12 protein-coding genes are annotated in these 19,984 nt (G+C 52.3%); 1 reads left to right on the top strand and 11 read right to left on the bottom strand.

All coding sequences use genetic code 11. From position 1 onward, the window contains the following. Positions 1 to 81: 81 nt before the first annotated feature. The 9 genes from P8J86_05915 to P8J86_05875 form a co-directional block, all read right to left on the bottom strand. Positions 82 to 5,937, bottom strand: a complete 5,856-nt coding sequence (locus P8J86_05915) for a hypothetical protein (GenBank protein MDG2054226.1) — start codon at positions 5,935 to 5,937, stop codon at positions 82 to 84. A gap of 37 nt (positions 5,938 to 5,974) precedes the next feature. Beyond that, positions 5,975 to 7,546, bottom strand: a complete 1,572-nt coding sequence (locus P8J86_05910) for a prepilin-type N-terminal cleavage/methylation domain-containing protein (protein ID MDG2054225.1) — start codon at positions 7,544 to 7,546, stop codon at positions 5,975 to 5,977. After that, a complete protein-coding gene (locus tag P8J86_05905) occupies positions 7,546 to 8,700 on the bottom strand; it encodes a hypothetical protein (protein ID MDG2054224.1) in 1,155 nt (384 codons plus the stop codon). The genes P8J86_05910 and P8J86_05905 overlap by 1 nt, the downstream gene beginning before the upstream one ends. Beyond that, positions 8,697 to 9,653, bottom strand: a complete 957-nt coding sequence (locus P8J86_05900; protein ID MDG2054223.1) for a prepilin-type N-terminal cleavage/methylation domain-containing protein — start codon at positions 9,651 to 9,653, stop codon at positions 8,697 to 8,699. Before P8J86_05900 ends, P8J86_05905 begins: the two co-directional genes overlap by 4 nt. Next, positions 9,650 to 10,648 carry a type II secretion system protein gene (locus tag P8J86_05895; GenBank protein ID MDG2054222.1) on the bottom strand — a complete coding sequence of 333 codons (999 nt, stop codon included), beginning with the start codon at positions 10,646 to 10,648 and terminating at the stop codon, positions 9,650 to 9,652. Before P8J86_05895 ends, P8J86_05900 begins: the two co-directional genes overlap by 4 nt. Before the next feature lie 25 nt (positions 10,649 to 10,673). Then, positions 10,674 to 11,978 (bottom strand): type II secretion system F family protein, encoded by a 1,305-nt coding sequence (locus tag P8J86_05890; protein MDG2054221.1) that lies wholly within the window; start codon positions 11,976 to 11,978, stop codon positions 10,674 to 10,676. Between the two features lie 78 nt (positions 11,979 to 12,056). Beyond that, entirely contained in the window at positions 12,057 to 13,832 is a 1,776-nt protein-coding gene (locus P8J86_05885; GenBank protein ID MDG2054220.1) for an ATPase, T2SS/T4P/T4SS family, read from the bottom strand. 459 nt (positions 13,833 to 14,291) lie between these two features. Then, the gene (locus tag P8J86_05880; GenBank protein ID MDG2054219.1) at positions 14,292 to 15,410 is read right to left on the bottom strand and encodes a type IV pilus twitching motility protein PilT; all 1,119 of its coding nucleotides are present in this window, start codon (positions 15,408 to 15,410) and stop codon (positions 14,292 to 14,294) included. A gap of 34 nt (positions 15,411 to 15,444) precedes the next feature. Next, entirely contained in the window at positions 15,445 to 17,211 is a 1,767-nt protein-coding gene (locus tag P8J86_05875) for an ATPase, T2SS/T4P/T4SS family (GenBank protein MDG2054218.1), read from the bottom strand. 388 nt (positions 17,212 to 17,599) lie between these two features. Here P8J86_05875 and P8J86_05870 point away from each other — a divergent pair, with 388 nt between their 5' ends. After that, positions 17,600 to 18,259, top strand: coding sequence for a phosphopantothenoylcysteine decarboxylase (locus P8J86_05870; GenBank protein ID MDG2054217.1), 660 nt, complete (start codon positions 17,600 to 17,602; stop codon positions 18,257 to 18,259). On the opposite strand, the gene P8J86_05865 is transcribed toward P8J86_05870, so the two are convergent. Continuing rightward, a complete protein-coding gene (locus tag P8J86_05865; GenBank protein MDG2054216.1) occupies positions 18,193 to 19,464 on the bottom strand; it encodes a cytochrome c peroxidase in 1,272 nt (423 codons plus the stop codon). The genes P8J86_05870 and P8J86_05865 overlap by 67 nt on opposite strands. 35 nt (positions 19,465 to 19,499) lie before the next feature. Then, positions 19,500 to 19,982 (bottom strand): FixH family protein, encoded by a 483-nt coding sequence (locus tag P8J86_05860; protein MDG2054215.1) that lies wholly within the window; start codon positions 19,980 to 19,982, stop codon positions 19,500 to 19,502. Positions 19,983 to 19,984: the final 2 nt, after the last annotated feature.

Here is a 19,984-nt window from a genome sequence, read left to right as displayed (position 1 = left end):
GCCCCGCAGCTCGAAGCGGATGAGCGTGACGGGGCGCGGCGGTTGTAAATTTACTGCTGGGCGGAAGATACCCCCAGCCGGTTAGTTGTCGACACGCTCCAAAAGAAGAATACGCGGCTCGTCGCTGGGCGACTCGACCTCACTGCGATCGACGATCATGACCCAACGGCTTTCATCAACAATGGCATCCTTATTGGTGGCGTCCCAGCCGATCGTACCGTCTGGGTAGCGGGTCTCTTTGAAGCCACGCACATTGAAGTAGACCAAGAACAGGTCACTTCGTGTGGTAATCAGATTCGAGATGCCCGAGAACAGCAAGTTGGCCTCTTCACTGTCACTGGAGACACGATCGCCCAGGTACTGTTCCTGGCCAGACGCTGATCCATTGGCATAGGGGTCATGTGTGGTCTGCCTGTCGGTCGAGAGATAGGCGCCAAGTGAACCACGACTGTAACTTGGCAAACCATCCATAGAACTCATGGGGCCTGTATCGGCATCAGGAAGACCATCACCATCAGTATCGTTAAAACCACCACCGAGCTGTGTGTCATTGACACGGAATGGGTCCAACGCTGCAAAGCCAATACGGTAGCCATCAGAACTCAAATAGCGATCCACGGGTGTCCAACTGGCGTCAGCAGAATAGTTGAATGCAAAACCATCAAAGTCATGGCTACCACCAAAGGGGCTGGCCCCAGGGCGATCAAGCAAAAGCAATTCACCAATCGAAGTAATACCTGGCTCATCGCGCATGTTATCGACCAGAGGCTCTGTACCGCCGAGTCCTGCAGGACTGCGCCAGCGCGTACCACGGGTGTGATACCAGGGGCCATTGCGATAGCCGGTTTCATCAGTACCAATCTCCGGCCCACTACCAATATCCACAATGTTGGCTCCGCCAAGTAAATCACGGTAATGAATAATGGACTCAGGCACACCGACACGGGGGTTCATATCAACAGCCGCTGAGCCCCAGGTATCTAACTTCTCATTGTAGTCCATGTGGACCGCCTTAAACATGTTCGGCAATGCTCGCAGCACTTCAACAGTGGCGGTATTGACATTGACCAAACCCGGCGTCGACTTGCCAGTAAAACCATTGGCGTTAGAGAAACGAAAATCGGCCATCTCCTGACGATCGATCTGATCCACCTTGAAGTCATTGTTGATGTCATAGACTTCACCAAGCCCGTCACAGACAAAGGCATCAAAGACACGGCTGCCCATGGGCACCACTGGTTGTTGCCAGCGCGGATCGGTTGGGTCAAGCACATTTGAGGCGCCGCCAATAGTGCCGGCATTAGCGCCCCAGTTATAGGCTGGAGCAGGACTAATATCATCTGCTGGTGTGCCACTGAACGTCGGCTTGACGCGCAGGCGGTTCACCTGGGCATCGGCGCCAGTGAGATCCTCTTCTTCTCGACTCATAAACTCTGAGAAGGTCGTCAAGGTGGTGGCGTAGTCAGTTCCATTGCGCATGGCAATTTCATGACCAAAGAGCCACACGTTGTTGAGTTCACCAACCTGCTCAAAGTTCCAGTCTTTCTGCAACATTTGCATGGGATACCAATAGCGGCTGGCGGAACGATCAAAGTTACCGGTCAGTTCTAGTTCAATTTCATCGCTCTCCAGATCCTCCACGGTCGCTTCTTGAGAGAACTCAGGCGGTTCACCCGTACCACCAGATGAGGCTTGAGCTTGCCCATACCAACCCTTATCGGGAATGGACCATGTGATTGCATCTTCCGGATCAAACTCACTCACAGGTGTTTTCTCGATCGCGAAGTTGAAGAAGGTTGGCTTGCGCGCACTGAGCGACTGAGCCCCGTTCAAATCAACGCCTGCTCCGGCAGGCCAGTAGTCACGAAGGAACCAGGCTTCACGTGGGTTTGTCAGACCATTTTCAAAATTCGCATCATCAGGCGCCTCGGTCATGTTGAAGCGCTGGCCACCTTTCAAACCGCTTAGTGGATCCCCTGCAGCATCATTGCCTGTTTGACTTTGATTGGGAATACCGGATTCACCGTCAAAGAAGGAAAGATCGCTGTACGCAACCGGCGCCCCCGAAGCATCTGGTACATCGACGGTGACTTGAGCTGGCTTGGTAATCACTCGATCAGCAAAGACATAACGCGGGTTACGCTCATCAGGATCATACGTACCATTGCCATCACGGTCGTATCCCCAACTGCGTGAAGCCCGCACCCACTGTGTCCAATGGGTAAAACGATCGGCATCGTTCTTTTGATCAAGCGTCAGCCCAGAAGGCTCATAAGGCGAAGGTGACTGATTGGGATTCAAATAACTGTTCATTGGCAGGGTTGGGGCATCCTGCAGAATTTGACCAACGTCTTCACCCATCTCATGAATGGCACCGGCAAAGGTTTCATCAAAGTCATAACTCAGTGTATTGCCACCGGTATAGCTCCAACTTGGGTCATCAAGCCGATCAACCACGACCAGTGGCGGGGCTTGCTGCTGCCCACCTGAACCGGGCACATCTTGCTGGACGGGAATCGGCGCCACATAACGCTTGAGCTGAATTGTTGGCGAAGCCACACTGTCAAGTTCATCGTCATACCAGCAGCGATAGGTGCGCCATGCTGGTGGCAACAAGAGCTCTTCATGTACACGGTTCACGTTGACCACCAGTGACCCCTGCATTTGGCCTTGCGGCCCCAGTGGCTGCAGTGTTGGCGTGCTGTTAGGATCGTCATAGTCATAAGAAGGCAAGTCGACGACCGGCGAGCCGGCTGTCGGCGCTTGTACCGCGTTGGTCCAAATGGGCTTCACCTTGAGATCAAGGAAGTCGATCCACGGTTGTTCCAGTGGATCTTGCTCAGAGCTCTCAGCACTGGCCCCCTGCTGAACTATTCGGCTGATATTTTCATCCATGGCATAGAAGACCGCCGTATACGGCGCTTCAGGCGTACCAGGTGGCAACAAGAGCTGCTCGGCTAAGAAGGCTGGCTGTTGAGTCGTGTCTGCGGTTGGCGTCCCAACCAAATCAGCTATTTCAAACTCTTGACCAAACACATCAATCACATAATCAGAAAGGTCAATAGCAACATCAAAGGGGTTGGCAATTTGAACCACCACAATCGTGCTTTGCCAATTCGGATCGTTGGGACCCGGTGTTGACTGTGGAGTGGCTGAACCACCAGTGCCATTGGCGCAAGGACCATATGGATTCTCGAAGACGGTATTGGCTTCTTGGTCTTCATCTCGGTAAGGAATACCAAGCTCATCTCGCTCGGGTATCTCTTGCGCGGAATGCACATGGGCCACAAACGCTTCTAGCAAGAACGGCTGAGGCTCCACGCCCAGGAAGTAGCGATTGTTCATCTGCATCTGATTGGTATCAACAGGTTGACTACCACCGGCATACAACTCGGGTTGATGCAAGCCAACATCTGGCAGCGGTACCGCTTCGACTAACTTGAGATCTTGGTCACTGTCGCGCCACTGCAAAATGTTAGCAGCATAGGCGGCCGCCAAACGACGGGTATTGCGATAGGCCTCATCTGTAACGCTGTTATACACGCCAAAGTAACTGTGGTACGGCGCGGCTGGATCAAGATCATCGCCAAAAGCACCGGCACCAAAGGTCATCTCAGGACCATCGGTCAAAGCCATCATTAAGGTTGGCGATAAACGCTGCGAGAGTGACAAGTAACCAGTAGTAGGATCATTATCAAGCCGGGGCCGGCTCTCTCCGTTGGGAAAACGATCTTCGCGCAGGTCAAGCTTCCAACCGCGCTGATCATCAAACTCGTTCATGACGCGGCGAAATTCACTGGCTCCTTCAATCGCGTCGGGATAATCCCACTGATCAGGGGTCAAGAGATTGGGACGACGCTTTGAGAAGCGCAGCCACGCTGGCAATTCATCATTGCGAGCGCCGTTATAGCCAGTGAGCTTGCGGCGATTATCAAAGACCAACTGCTGGTTACTGAGCTGACCGAGGCCCTCACTTGTTTCCGCTCGATTATTACGACCTCGCAGTGGTCCAATTTGTGCCCAACTAGGTCCCTCCCAGTGGGTGTAGTTCTCCAGCTCTGAAAATTGATAAGGCCGATTCTGGCCGTGATACGCTGCTAACTCAAGCTCTTCACTGAGATCAAGGTTGGTCAAACCTGCCAGTGGATCATCAGGGCGACTGCCTTTGAGGTTCCAATAGCGCAACCGCCCTTGCTGTGTCGCCCAAGGGTGAATTTCTGAGTTCTGTGTGTCGTCATACGCTTCATCCCAGAAATCAAGGTTGCCGTTGAGACCAAAGAGCTCAAGGAACGGATCATCAGTGTAGTTGCCAAACAGACGCCAGCGCGGCATACCGTCAGTCGGAACCCCATCGGTGTTGGCATACCACTCTAGATGTGGCCAAATCACTTGATGCCCATTACCGCCACCAGAGTATTCAACCCATCGCTCGGCATTATCCACGGGCTGCCTTTGAAACCAACCAGGTTGGTTCATGGGGGTGTCAAAGAAACCTGTATTCCAGTTAAAACTACCCGTTGAAGAAGTAATCTCTTCCTGCGAAATATTTCCACCACCTTGCTGTGGAAATCCGCCGCCACCATTATGAATTAACGGCGGCACTTCTTGTCCAACCAACGCCACATCAGCTGGGGTATGCCCTGCAGTCGCTTGGGGAAGCACAAAGCCCGCATCATTTTGATATCGCGAATCTTCATTGCGACGGAAGATCGTCGCGGTGTTGAGGTTCAGCTTACCACTGAGATCAACGACTGAAACGCCAACCACATGATGCACCCCATCTTTGATCGGCAGCGGTGGAATCCACCAAAAGGAATCGGTAAAGCCATCACCATCAGTATCGTTCAATCGACGCTCAACATACCAGCGCCAGTTGATGTTGCCCGCCGTGTCAAACTTGGCGTACGCCGCTTCAGGACGGTCACGGAAGTTGTAGTTGTTGCCATCACCATCAAGATCGCTGAGGTCATAGTGGTTGGGTGGCGCCAAGGTAGGATCGGCGTAAGCAAGGGCCCCACTTTGATCGATCGCCACTGTGTTACCACTAAACCAGTTATCCCAGGCAGCATCAAAGAGCGTTTGCTCAGGATTGTTCGGATCGGGCGTGGTATTGAGGGTGGCATTACCTGAAGTGCTGTTTAAAAGCGCATACCCCTCATCACTGACACCACCCGGTGGTGTCGGCAGCCATTGCTCCACGGGCAAGTTCAAGTTCATCAGCGTGGTTTGCGGCCCCACATTTGAAATGTCTGTGCAAAGACGCCAACCATTGTCGGGCCGGGCCAGATAGGTCATGTGCTTCCAGTGTGAAAAGGCATTGAGATCTTCACTGGTCTGACCGGTGGTCTGCCAATTACTGGCCCAGCGCAGCGGCTCGGTCGAGCGCAGCCAGCGACTATCACCAAAGCCGGGGTTGCCGATCGCGTTACGAGGACCTACCGGCGGAAAGATCACGCCATTATCGTCGGGCAAGTTGGTCACTGGGGCCACATGCATGGGCGCGTGATTAAACGGATGCCAGCGATCGGCGCTGTAGCGGCCACCGCGATCGTCAGGCCCCACCGCACCAGGCTGGGGAAAGCCAGTGCCATCACCCACAAGCTGAGCACCTGATTGAATTCGAGCATTATTAGAATTGCCAACATAGTTGTCAGCATCAGCATCAAAAGAGAACCCACCTTCTGGCACAGCCAGTGGCCGCGCAAACAGGGCCTGGGCCAACTCTTCAGCCAGCATGGCGCCAACATGTTCGCCGGCGCCCTCTCTTTGGGCTGCGCTCTGGTGAGCGGCCGCGGTGGAGCGCGTCGCCCGAGTGCGTGAGATATAGGCGGTGGCCATAATCACCAGCAACGTCAACATCGCGGCCACCAAAATCATGGCGTTGCCGCGCCATTGGCGACGATCGGTTAAACGAATTGGTAAGTCGATGTACTTCATTGCGTCACCTCGCTTATCGTGATGAACTTCTGGGTATTCATTTCTCAGGTAGCTCCACGATGAACTGGAAGATCCGCCCCCCTTCAAGATTCTTCTGCCGGTCATTGAGCACCATGGTGATACGTAAGGCCGTCGGCCATGGAACAAAATCCTGGCGAAGGTTGCCAACAGTATCAAAGGCGCCATTTTGGTTGTAACCAAAGATGGCCCAATACTCCCGGTATGGTGCCTGTCCACCAAAGCCGCCAAAGTCTGGCTCAGCTGGGTAGACCACTTTCTGAAAAACCCCCTCTGTTTCTGGGGTCAATACTTCTGCTTGCTCTTCGAGCGGAAGATCACGATAGTTACCAACACCGCGGAAGACGCGCCGCTGCTCTTGCTCGCTCAAATTATCAATACCTGTCAGTGAGGCGACCTGCGCATCGCTGAGACCAAACCAACGAATTGGTCGATCGGCCGGCTGCCGTGGCCCGTACAACTGTGAACCGTTGTTCTCATCTTGAGCGCTGCCCGCCAAATCGTCATACGTCCACTCGACAATGAACTCACTACATCCACCCGTTAGCACATGATTACTCAGCGCCTGGTCAAGCGAGCTGGTGCTGGGCGGCTTGCGCTCGGCGCGGGGCCAGTAGACCGCCTGATCACTGATGAACTGCTGCTGATCAAGCAAGAACCGCTGCCGACCCGTTTGCGGGTCTTCTGTTACCAAGGCACGGATTTCTGGAAGCTCGGTGGCGGCGATGTCATGTCGCCCATCGCGCACTTGTGGCGTGATACCCGCTACTGTTTGATCCTTAAAGATTGATTTCGCAGTACGGAAGAGGTTCTGAAAAAACGTCTTATCGTCATCATCCGGCGGTGACTCATCGTCATCAGCCAGCACCACTGCCTGGCGACTCAAAATCCAATCGGTCGCCGCGGGCTGACTGGCATCGGCCACCCCTGCATCGCTGAAGGTATAGATATCGCCATTACTATCTCCGGAACGTGAATGCCGCGTTCTCACTTGAGCAACATCACCTGTCATCCATGGGGTCATGACCGCATCAGGATTTGGATCATAGGTGTATTGAACAGAACTTACAGTCGGTAGATCCGCATCTTTGGAAGATGGTATTTGAAATGCGTGACCGTAATAGATGCGGGCTGCTGAACCTGCGGCCCACAAGTCGGTGGGATTTGTTTGCGTTGCCGACGCATCATCCATCAATTGAAGTGTGCTACTTGGAAAGTTTCCCTCGCCAAAGAAGACCAGTTGATCGGCGCGAATTGGCGCCTCTTGTGGCCGGCCAGGATCAAGCAGTTTGCCAGTAATGGCCACGTTGATGTCATTGGGGATGGCCACTGAATGAATTGCCAAAAATCCATTATGACTGATGCGATCAATGTCATCACGAATTTGTCGCTCAATGGCCACCGAATCTTGCAAGAGATCGTTGGTCGAATCACCAACACCAGAGATGGTCGAGGCCGCAGAAAAGACCTGGCCCACGGCAATAATAATCAAGACAAAAATAGCAACAGCCACCAAGAGCTCTGCCAAGGTAAAGCCGCGGCCTGTGATCACAAAGCGGCGACCATGAGATTGTGGGTTCTTATTTCGCATTAGAGCTCTCGCACCGTGGCATACACGGGCACCACATCAACAAAGCGACTGCCTTGACCATCTTGTACTTCAACTTCAAGCGGTAGGTACCAAAGGTTGGTCACAGCCCCAAGGTCAGGGTCACCATCCTTATAGTGATTCACGCGCGCTGGACCGCCAATTGGAATCGGCGACCGAAACTCACACCAACGCTCATCATCACTATCCACCCAACCGTTCAGCGGGCGATGCACAATGTTGTTCTGATCGATGAGCCACTGCCCTGGTTCCAAGGCCTCACGCAGTTTGGCGTAGGCTGGACTAGCTGCATCAGACATGACCTCTGAAAGCTTCAGACGACTGACCGCTGGAATAGATGCTTGCACCTCTTCAAGATTCAGATGACGCACACCCATGTCCTCGCCATCACTCTGCGACCAGTAGGCACGCGATCCCTGGGCTTGATCAATCACACGGTAAACAAAGATGGCCACCAGCACCTTGCCGTCATGGCGGCGGAACATGCAATCCCACCGATAGCGCGGTCGCGGCGGCAAGAATTGCTCGGGGTTCACTTCACCGAAATACCCCAGCCCTGCATTGGTGCCGTCAAGCTGATCGGCCATCGGGTAACAGCGCTCACCCTGGGTCAAAATGACTGCTGAAGGAACGTTATCATCATTGAGTTGCGTGTTATAGGGCATCACGCCCAAAGTAGCCTCATCGACATCAAAGCCATCTACCGGCGCCACAGAAGAATTAACAAACACATGCACCGCGCCCGCTCCATGGGTCAGCGAACCACTTGCTGGCAAGCTGGAATCCACAGTGACAGTGCCCTCTGCATCCGCTGGATCAAACAACGCTGGTCGGCGCCAGAACCAATCACCGCTTGCCGTTGGTGGCTCAAAGCCAGTGGCCAAATCGGCGACCTCCTCACGAGTGCCAAACATTTCAGGCTTGACCTTACTGCGAATCACCGACAGCGCATTGTTGGCCACAATTGGCCCCATCACATCATCAACGGCTTCATCCGTTTGGCGAATGCCAGCGGGAAAGACCGCAGCGATACAAATTAAGCCCACGCCCAAAATGCCGATGGCCAACATCAACTCAACCAGTGACATACCGCGCGTCGCATTGCCGCGTTTTGTTTTCATAAGCAGAAGTCTCATTCCATGATCACTCCACTAAAGCGGTTGAAATACAGTGGGTCCACGTTCTCACTGATATAGCCGTTAGGCCCGATGAGTTCGTTAATTTCAAAAGAGGCTGGGTCTAGAGGGTCTAAAAGCAGTTCACGTGCTTCTTCGCCGTCATAGACACCCAAGATCATCGTTAATTTCAAACGCGGCTCATCCTGAGGATGCAGAAAGAGAAATCCACTAACGCCCGAATTGGCCTGCTCTTGCCAACCATTGTTGTTGAAGTCCATCCAAAGATACCGGCCATCAGATTGATTGTTTCTCGTTCGCACAGTGCCATCGGGGGCAAACATCACGCCGACCATGAACCACCGGTGGGCGCCGAAATCGATATTGTCCAGTTCATCAACCGGCACATCCTTCAGCTCAGGCCCCGTGGCCCAGACCATGCCGCCGTTTGCAGCCGTCGAGTTGTAATAATCAATACCGGCCACCTTAATACCGCGCGGTAGCACATAGCGCTCGGCGCCGGGAATCTCAACATAACGATCGTCAAGCGTACTACTACTGCCCTGGTAAAGATCTTGAGGGGGCAAGCCCTGCTGATCTTCTGGTGGCCAATATGGACTCCAAGTTCCGGTCTCACCGGTAAACTGACCAAAGAGAATTTCAGTACGGGTGGCTCGTTTTTCCTGCTCATCAGAAAGATAGTCATCATCATCTTCATTGATCAGCGCCGGCTCGCTCGGATCAGGCACCGGCCGAAAAGCCACCACGACCCACTCGTTTCGTTCCATCGCTAAAGCGCGCCCTTTGCCAAGCGCCCCTTTGACGGTGGTAATCGACCCCGTCAAACGCGCGTTGCGAGAAACAGAGCTAAAGCTCAATGCCGTGACCACAGCCACAATCACAATAATGACAATCACCACGATCAACTCGATCATGGTAAAGCCGTGGCTTCGATGACGCTGTTGATACCTCATGGACCAATCTCCACGAGGTTATCGATATTGAATTCTTCTTCATCGACACGGCGATCTTCATCAACGGCTTGATCAGCGCCCCGTGAAAAGAGTGCAAAATCTGCCGAACGGGTTTGTCGCAGCGCCTTGCCTTCACCATTGGCATCGAGCACTTGCGAATCGATCACTTGACCTCCAACAATTGACTGTGGACGCAGTACCACCACATCTGAAAGTGACGGCGTAAATTCAGCGCCGGGCGCTTCATGTAACTTTGTGCCAGGGTCAGTGCCAGCATACGGCGTGCGGTAATAGCGAATCGCATTGCCCCAGTAATCAGCAATGGCTTTGGGACCATTGTCACTGTAGCCAGGGTCACCTGGAAAGAGCACCTTGCCATTTGCTGTCAGCATGCCAACCAGCCGCTCATCAGAGAGCGTGATGTAGGGACCGAGCACACGCCCAGAAAGCTCTTGCTGGCGGTAGAGATTGCTAGGATTAACATCAGGGTCGCGATCGACGAGCGACCCATTGCCATAGCGCTGCGCCCCCCAGACACCATCAGGCCCCGGATGGCGAATGCCAAGTGGCGGGTTCTCTTTGGGACGTACGGGGAGCTGGTTGTTGCCGTTTAGATAATATTTGCCATAGCCATCTTGGTTATAGCCACCATAGCCCAGCAAATATTCGGCCAGCGTTGTTTCTGAATACCACTGCTGGCGATCGTCGCCATAATCATCATCATCAACCGACGGACTCATAAAGGGGTCAAACCCACTGTTTGAAAAAGCAGGCATGAGACTTCGGTCATCGTTCAGTACCGGCGGGTAATAACCGGTGTCATTTTTGAACTGCGTCAATCCTTGTGAGATTGACGTCATCAGCGCCTGGGTATTGGCCTCTTGGGCTGTACGCCGAGCCGCAGAACTCACATAAATCACCAGTGTGGCGACCACAATGATCAAGCCCACTGTAATAAGCAGCTCCACTAAACTAAATGCTCGACGATGTCTCACGCGTATGTTCCTCATGTCGTACACATCAACCGCCCGTACGGCCTGATACCGATTCAATCATGTTCACCAATGGCAAGAACAGTGCCAAAACAATGGTGCCAACGATGCCACCAAGAACCACCACCATCAGCGGCTCCAAAAGGCTAAGCAGCGCTTGAACCGCCACATCAACCTCTTCGTCATAGTTATCTGCAATCTTGTTAAGCATGACATCAAGATCACCGGTCTCTTCACCAACATCGATCATATTCACGACAATTGGGTCACAGACCTTCGCTTCACGAAGTGGCCCCGCAAATGTTTCACCCTCACGAATAGAGTCATGCACATTCGTCAGTGCGACTTCATACACATGATTTCCAGAGGTATCTCGGGTAATCATGATCGCTTCAAGAATAGGCACACCAGCAGAAATCAAGGTGCCCAACGTTCGCGTAAAGCGAGCCACAGCAGTCTTGCGAATAATGGTTCCAAAAAGCGGCAAGCGCAGACGGATCTGGTCTGTAATAGCGCGACCATGGCGCGTCTTCCGTACTAAAAACAAAAGAACCCACAAGATAAATGGCGAGCCAACGACAATAATCCAGCCCGGCACAAGCTGGTTTTCACTGAGATTCCCTACCACCCAAGCACTTGTATCAATCATAAAGAGCGTCAGCTTCGGAAGTGGCACATCGAAGTCCAAAAAGATCTCTTGGAACTTTGGAATCACAAAATACATGATGCCCATCACGATCGCGACCGCAATAAAGATGACCACTGCAGGATAAATACAAGCGCCAATAATACGACGCTTCAAGCGTTGGGCCTTTTCCATAAAGTTGGCCAGCCGCTGAAGAATGATGTCGATCACACCACCAATTTCACCAGCATTGACCATCTTGCAATAAAGTCGATTGAAGGCACGCGGGTGTTTCGCCATTGCATCTGAAAGCGTTGAACCAGCTTCCACATCCTCACAAATCGCGCCCAAAATAGATTTGAGCTGACCAGGCTTCTCCTGTGATTCGAGAATCTGCAGCGACCGCAATAAGGGAAGACCAGCATCTTGCAACGTTGAAAGCTGTCGTGTAAAGAGACAAAGCTTCTTACCGCTGACAGGAAAAATGCTGATCGAAAATTCGCCTTTTTTCTTTTTCTTGCCTTTCTTCTTAGGCTCACCCTTCTTCTTACCAACCTTGCCACCTTTGACTTTTTGCTCGCGCACAGAGGTGGGAAAATGTCCCTGCTGGCGAATGCGTTGAATCGCCTCTTCACTCGACGACGCTTCAATGGAGCCAGATTCTGGCTTACCTGCAGAGTTCAATGCTTCATACTGATAGGTTGGCATACCTGTCGTCTCCTGACCTAACACGGCTGAATCATGCTTGTCTTTCAACAGGCGAGACCCAACCATCCACCCAAAGGTTTATTCTTCAACAATCGTCTCGCGGACGACCTCATCAATCGTTGTTTGCCCTTCAAAGATGGCAAAGAGCCCCGATTCACGCAACGTACGCATGCCTCGCTTACGCGCTTCTTCACGCAATACCGCTGTCGATGCATCGGCCATAATCATGTTACGAATCTTGTCATCCAGCGGCATGATCTCGAAGATTGCCAAGCGACCCTTGTAACCACTGTTATTACACGCTTCACAGCCACGGCCGCGGAAGAAGGTCCGACCTTCAACAGCATCGCGCCGCAGTTCGAGCTCCAAGAGCTCTTCATCTGTTGGCGTAAATTCTTCCTTACAAGCGATGCATACACGACGCACCAATCGCTGCGCCACAATCGCTTCAACTGTTGCCGTCAACAGAAATTTTTCGACGCCGAGATCAACCAGCCGGAGCACTGAAGATGGCGCATCATTGGTATGGATCGTTGAAAACACCAAGTGGCCCGTCAACGCAGCCTGAATAGCAATTTGCGCTGTTTCAAGGTCACGAATTTCACCCACCAGAATAATATCTGGATCTTGACGCAAGAAGGAGCGAAGCAAACGGCCGAATGTGAGATCTTGATCAAGATTCACCTGACACTGAATCATGCCATCAATGTCATATTCCACAGGATCTTCAGCAGTAAGAATCTTCGTATCGGCCTCATTGAGTTCCGTCAACGCCGCATACAAGGTCGTTGTCTTACCGGAGCCGGTTGGCCCAGTGATCAAGACAATTCCGTTTGGCTTGCGGATCAGACCTTCCATCTCTTCTAACTCGTCATCCCGCAGCCCAATCTTATTGAGGCTCAACTGCACATTCGAACGATCGAGCACACGCATCACGACTGACTCACCAAACATGGTCGGCAATACTGAGATACGTAGATCGATTGGAAGATTATTAACCACCAACTCGATACGACCATCCTGCGGAAGCCGCCGTTCAGCGATATCGAGATTGGCCATCACCTTAATGCGAGACACAATTGGCAGCGCCAAGTGCTGCGGCGGAGGAATCATCTCGTAAAGAACACCATCAATGCGGTAACGCATCTTGAACTCTTCTTCAAAGGGCTCAAAGTGAATATCCGATGCCTTGTCCTTAATGGCTTGCAGCAAAACCATATTGAGTAAACGAACAACCTTGTTATCTTCTGCAGCGCTTGCGAGCACTTCCAGGTCGATGGAATCACCCCGACCTTCCAATACCGCAAGCTCATCACTTCCTTCGAGCTCGGCCATCATGTCGGCCATCGATGCCTTTTGCTCGCTGTAGAATTTTTCCAGCACCGCATCAATCTGGCTTGCTGGTGCCACCACTGCATCCACTTTGAATCCCATCAACAAACGCAGGTCATCAACCGCGCGAAAGTTGTCTGGACTCTTCATCGCGATCGAAATCTGTCGCGTCGCCTCATTAAATGACAGAGGAATAATCTGATAGGTATTGGCCGTTTCCACTGGCAGCGCTTCAATCGCCTCAGCTGAAATCTCATCGATCTCAATATTGACCATTCGCATCCCGGCCTGGCCTGCGACGGCTGCTAAAACATCATCCGCTGTGATGACGCCCATCTCTTGAAGTAAGTCACCCAGGAGCGCCTTATCACCCTTCTCCTTACGAGCACGCTGAACGGACAATGCCTCATGCACCTGCTCGCGCGTGACTTTGCCCAGCTTGGTCAAGACACGCCCAATACGACGTCCCTTAAGCTCGCTGACCTTAACGGTGTCTGTTTGAGATGCTGTGGTTTTTGCCACGAGAAACTCCTGCATCCTGTGCAAACAGTGAGTGCTTACACTGGCGGCCATAATGAGCCACCGAAAACAATGGGCCCGCCTGATGACCTCGCGTAGGTCAAGTCAACTCGGTGCCCAACGAGGCCGGAAAATCCCGCCTCTGATTAAGCCAGCAGCTATCCACAACTGCCAACGCCCCGATCCCACCTACTAGCTATACGCTCAATATGACAGCTCTATCGACCTCAACAAGAGAAAGAGGCGGTATTTTTTGTTCGGACACTTAAGTTCTGCAACCAATTTGCCCCCGGCAACAATCCTCAACCGACAGTTTATCCAGAAAAACGGGCTCTATTTAAAGACCTAAAAACACGCCTCAATAAAGATGCAAAGTGCCCCTTAGAGGCTAAAAGAGGGGTTGATGTTAGACAAAAAAAGCCGCTATCCAGGTTGCCTGAAGGCAGTTACCCACAATACTGGCTAGCCCGTAGGTTCGGCCTCAGCATCATATTCAGTGCGACCAACCCGATTTCCAGATCGGTGAACCTTCTCAGATAAATCACCAGGATCCTTCGCCTTATCGATCATTTCATCAGCATCAATCATGCCCTTGCCATAGAGTTTCCAGAGGTGGTCATCAAGCAACTGCATTCCAAACTTACGGCCCGTCTGGATGGCTGAATCAATTCGGAAGGTCTTGTTCTCACGGATGAGGTTGGCAATAGCTGGCGTGACAGCCAGAAATTCATAGGCCGCCACACGTCCATCTTTGTCACAACGAGCCAAGAGCACCTGGCTCAGTACCGCGATCAACGACGTCGATAGCTGCACACGAACTTGGGCCTGCTGATTCACTGGAAAAGCATCAATCACACGCGTGATGGTGCCCGCTGCCCCTGTGGTGTGAAGCGTTGCAAAAACAAGGTGGCCCGTTTCTGCCGCACGGATTGCCGCCTCAATCGTCTCGAGGTCACGCATTTCACCGACGAGAATCACATCGGGGTCGGCACGAAGCACACGACGCAATGCCTCAGCAAAGCTCGGCACATCAACACCAACTTCACGCTGATTGAGTACCGCTCGCTTGTGATAGTGGTAGTACTCAATTGGATCTTCAACGGTCACAATATGCCGGTCTAAATTGTCATTAATAAAGTCAATCATCGTCGCTAGCGATGTCGTCTTACCTGAACCGGTTGGCCCAGTCACGATAAATAATCCACGCGGGCGTCGGATCAACTCTTTAACAATGTCTGGCAGGCCAATATCATCGAAGCTCAGAAGTTTATTTGGAATCAATCGAAGCACGAGCGCCAGTGCGCCACGCTGACGAAAAATAGCAACACGAAAGCGAGCCTCAGTGCCATAGGCAAAACCGAAGTCACAACTCCCATCTTCCTGTAATTCCTGCTGAGCTCTTTCGGGCGTAATAGACTTCATCAGCGCAACACAGTCATCATTGTCGAGCACCTTCGTATCAAGGTTCCGCAAACGACCATTGAGGCGCAGGGTTGGCTTACGCCCCACCGTCAAGTGCAAGTCCGATGCATTTTGACGAATGACTGTGTCGAGAAGACGATCTATCTGAATGGTTGACATAAGTGACTCCAGCGTCTCTGGCTCTCAAGAGAACTCAGACGTCGATATTTGCCTCTAACAGACTATCAGCCTGCGCGAACCTCGCGACCTCGACCGGCGTCGTTTCGCCTCGCAAGATCTTCATCTTGCCATCCTCAACGAGCTCTCGCATACCAGAACGAATCGCCGCAGCCCGGATATCTCCCACAGTACCCTGCTGGAAGGCCAATTCTCGAATCTCCGTATTCAATTTCATTAACTCAAACAGGGCCCGCCGGCCTCGGAAGCCGATTTTGCCACATTTGGCACATCCGACAGGCTTACAAATGGCACCTGACCGAAGGTCTTCTGGCTCCAGACCAACCAACTCTGCCACCTTTGGAGGTACATCGGTATCGGGCTCCTTGCAATGATCGCAAAGCACGCGGAACAATCGCTGAGCCATGACTGCCTGAATTGAGCTCGCCACCAAGTATGGCTTCACACCCATATCAATCAGACGCGTCATGGCTGAAGGCGCGTCATTGGTATGCAACGTTGAAAAGACCAAGTGACCTGTCAATGCTGCCTGAATAGCAATGTCCGCGACTTCCCGGTCACGAATTTCACCAATCAGAATAATGTTCGGCGCTTGGCGAAGCATGGACTTAAGAATCCATGAGAAAGACAGGCCAATCTGCTCACGCACTTGACACTGGTTGATACCAGCAAAACTATATTCAATCGGATCTTCAGCTGTGATGATCTTACGATCAGGGCGATTCAAGATATCTAACGCAGAATAGAGCGTCGTCGTCTTGCCAGAACCAGTTGGCCCCGTTACGAGGAAGATACCGTTGGGCCGGCGAATAATCTTGTTGAATGTCTGAAGATGATCGCTTTCAAAACCCAAATTCTCTAAACCAATACGCACCGAATCAGGTCGCAAAATACGAAGCACCACTGACTCACCGTGGTACGCGGGGCAGACACTGACACGAAAATCAACAACGTCTTCATCAACAGTCATCTTGATACGACCGTCTTGGGGTATTCGACGCTCTGCAATATTCACACCCGCCATGAGTTTTAATCTAGCAAGCATTGCTTGTTGCATGCGCTTGGGCAGATTGTCACGCACGTGGCAAACACCATCAATCCGATACCGAAGCAGAACGCGATCATTCATTGGCTCAACATGAATATCACTTGCCCTGGTCCGAACGGCCTCAGTGATAAGCCGCGTGACCAAGCGAATAATAGGCGCATCATCACCATCGCCAGCAGCAATGTCGACAGATGCATCAACAGATGTATCGACTGAGCGATCCATGGTGACATCAACCGAATCAGTCACCAGTGACTCTTGCCCACCAAACAAACTACCGCCATCGCCAGCTTGCCCCTCTGCAGCATTGACGCCCTCAATGAATTCTCGCAACTGTGACTTACTGGATACCGCAGTATCAATTTCGCAATTCAAACGAAAGCGAAGGAGATCGAGAAGTTCAAGATCCATTGGGTCGTGCACGACGAGCTTCATGCGACCACTAACCTTCTCCATCGGAACGATAAGATGTTTCTTAACCATGTCGCCTGGCACAAGCGACATATCGCAGCGACTCTCAATATCATCTGAATTCAGATCGACATATTCCATTCCAAACTGTTCAGCCAAGGCTTCCGCAAGGTTGCTTTCATCCAGAAGGCCTGCTTCAACCATGGCCTCGCCTAATCGCTTGCCTGAGCCATGCGAGATCTCCAACCCTTGAGTCAGGGTCTCCTTCGTCGCAAACTTACGTTCACGGAGGATCTCGCCAAGTTTCTTACGTTTTCTGGCCATAATTGATGCCAGTTCCTCTCAAACAATCAACAGGTCACTACTGGACCTGCCATTTTAGCTCTCGCGCCCCAAACAATGCTTGGAGCGACCATTATCATCGCTTCGCCCATGGCCACAACCCTCGTGACCAGTTGCTGCCAACCGAATCGGCATCTTCCCATCGATATGATGAGTAGTATTAACCGCCCTTACAGGCCCTGCAACCCTGAGATGGATGCTGAGGCGACCGATGACCAACAACGACACCTAGGCTTAGAATTGAATCTACAGTATCCCTCATTGTAGAGGGCCAGTAGCGCCCATAGAGCTTTACGTTAAGTCTATCTACCACGGTTCCACTATTAAGCCCTCAAAGGGCTCTGCGATCAACATTTTCTAGATAAGAGCCATGATGCACCTTCTAATCACCGCTGGCCCAACCCACGAGCCCATTGATGACGTCCGATACATCGGCAATCGTTCATCGGGTCGCTTGGGGCTGTCGATCGCTGAAGAAAGCTGCAATCGCCATTGGAAAACAACCCTTCTGCTTGGACCAACAGCCTTGCCCGTTCCGCAGCTAGAGGGGCTCGAGACCCAACGATTCCAAACAACCGAAGAACTCTCCCAACTCCTTGATTCATACTGGCCAAGCTGCGATCTCCTCATTATGGCCGCTGCAGTCGCTGACTACCGCCTGCCAACTGACTCAAGGCCTGCGAAGCATGCCCGCCAGCCACAAGGCCTCGATCTCCATCTAGAGTCAACCCCTGATCTCGTCGCCGGACTCCAACGCAAGAAAAACCAACGCGTGGTTGGCTTTGCCCTCGAAGAGGCTGCCAATCTCGTGCCCCGCGCGCTTGAAAAGCTATCAAAAAAGAAGCTCGATGCGATTGTTGCCAATCCGCTTGAGACAATGGACGCGCTCAACATCACCGGGCAACTGTTTTTTTCCGATGGAACACATCGCTTGGCCCCAGAACAGACCAAGCAAGCCTTTGCTCACTGGTTACTCGATGAGCTCGGCGATTGGCCAGAAGGCTCGCCTGTCACTGGTGGCGATAAATAAATCTCTTCTGGCGGCGTACCAGTGAGTGACTCAAGGAAGGCCTTGAGATCTGCCTGCTCTTGTTCCGTCAGGCCCAGTGGCTCCAAAATGGCTTCCTGGTGGTGCCCCGGAAAGATCGCGCCATCTAAGGTCGAGTAATAAGCCAGAACCTCTTCCAGCGAGGCAAACTGACCGTTATGCATATACGGCGCCGTCTGGGCAACATTACGCAGTGAAGGCGTACGAATTTGCCCCCAGAGCTCAGGCCCACCGACCAATCGCCCCGCAAGCTTTGCTTGCTTGCCCGTTGGATCATCGCTGTAGATACCGGCGGCTCGAAATGGATTCGCTTGCAACTGCCGAACGCCATCAAATCGACCTGGCAATTGCATCACGTCCCCTGCGTTACCGACAATACCTACCGAATGAAACTCTCCATCGGAGAGCAATGCTCCAACATGGCACATCCGGCAGTTTGCTCGCCCCACAAAGAGAGCCGCGCCACGCACCGCCGATGGCGTCATCCCTTGAGGCAACGCGGTGGCATCTTGTGTCATACCCTGAACATAAAGATCAAATGGCGAAGGACCCGTCACAAGCTTTCGTTCATAGGCCGCGATCGACTTACCTGTATTGACAAAGATTTCATTAACGACCGCTTGCTGCCCTGCAGGCATACTTGCCCACGCTGCTGAGATTTGACTGTCATCAAAACGAGGGGCTGCTCTTTCAGGCCACGACGCGGTTGCCTTGGGTAACGGTAGTGGACCGAAGGCTGACTCATACGCTTGCCGCAACGTCTGATCGGTGATCAACAAACGAGCAACTGAGACGCGATCACCATCCATTTCTTTGCTACGCTCAATTGGCTCTAATGCTTGACCCCACAGCGTGTCCATGCGTCCATCCCAGAAGAACCAGCGCTGATGCGCCACATTCAAAAGCGTAGGCGTATTCCGAGAAACCTGCCCCGCACCGCTGGCCACTTTGAGGCCGTCGGTAAATGCCTGACTTGGGTCGTGGCAAGACATACAACTCAATTGTCCATTACCGCTGAGGCGCTTCTCAAAAAACAACCGATGCCCAAGTGCAACAGCTGCTTCATCTTCCGCATACATATTGGTTGAATCTGCAGGCAATTGAGGCAGAAAGCCATGCCGCGCAATACGTTGTTTCTCTGTCGGTGTCAGCGACGCTGGCTTCACAGCATCTTGCGCCTGCGTCACAACAGCCACTCCCATCACTGCTGACAACAGAAACATTACTCGAAGAAAACAACGCACTGAGCTCGCTCCGTCACATCGTTTTCAGTGATGTCAAAGTAAAGCTCCCATCGACCTGGCATATGAAAGAGCATTCCATCGACAAGAAAAAGGCCATCGTTTTGAGCTTCAACTTGCGGCACCACATTCATACCGTGTCCATGGTGTGGCATCGCGGCATCTGCAAATAGCTGCAGATCCTCGGTCGCAATGACTTTGCCATTAGGCCGCAACACTCGGACCTTGAGCTCACACAATTCACTGACAGGCATTGGGTCGGGCGAAGAAGCAAACTGCACCAGATAATTACCTGCATTACTTTCAATAACATGGCCTTGAAAAGGCTCGCGCCCCTGCGCTGGTGCATCGACTACCAGCGTTGACTCGCCTCCCTGATACGGAGCGCAGCAAGCCGTCGCCGCTGCGATACACGCAATCATGACACTGCCAATAAACACGCCTATGGAATGATAATTCTTCACCG

Source organism: Phycisphaerales bacterium (genome assembly GCA_029268515.1).
GTDB lineage: Bacteria > Planctomycetota > Phycisphaerae > Phycisphaerales > SM1A02 > JAQWNP01.
Note: the sequence above shows the minus strand (reverse complement) of the source record. Positions and strands in the feature narration are given on the sequence as shown.